This window comes from Campylobacter sp. LR264d (genome assembly GCF_008633895.1).
GTDB lineage: Bacteria > Campylobacterota > Campylobacteria > Campylobacterales > Campylobacteraceae > Campylobacter_D.
In genome coordinates, this window is record NZ_VJNT01000019.1 from 1 (window position 1) to 301 (window position 301).

The 301-nt window shown below is 41.9% G+C and carries 1 protein-coding gene; it reads right to left on the reverse strand.

Features of this window, described 5'->3' with window-relative positions; translation table 11 throughout:
• A partial coding sequence (locus FMM56_RS04705; RefSeq protein ID WP_317845770.1) for a flagellin hook IN motif-containing protein occupies window positions 1-301 on the reverse strand: 301 nt, incomplete at both ends.

Below are 301 nucleotides of genomic sequence, written 5' to 3' on the forward strand. Positions count from 1 at the left end.
CCTGAACCTGCACCCATGGAACCAGTGATTTCTATACCACGACCATCAGAACTAGTTAAAACTAGCTTACCACCAGAATCTAAACTAGCTTCAACCCCTGTTGTATCCTTAACTGAATTTATAGCAGCTACTAGGGCACCATTTTGATCCCCATCTTGATAATCAGTTTGACCAATAGTTACGCCATTGATCGCAAAATCTGAGCTTGTAGAACCAGCTTTTACGGCAAAGGTTCCTGTAGTTTCTACTGAATAAGATGCCCTAACACCTGTCTTATCAGCAACACGGTTAATCTCTTCTG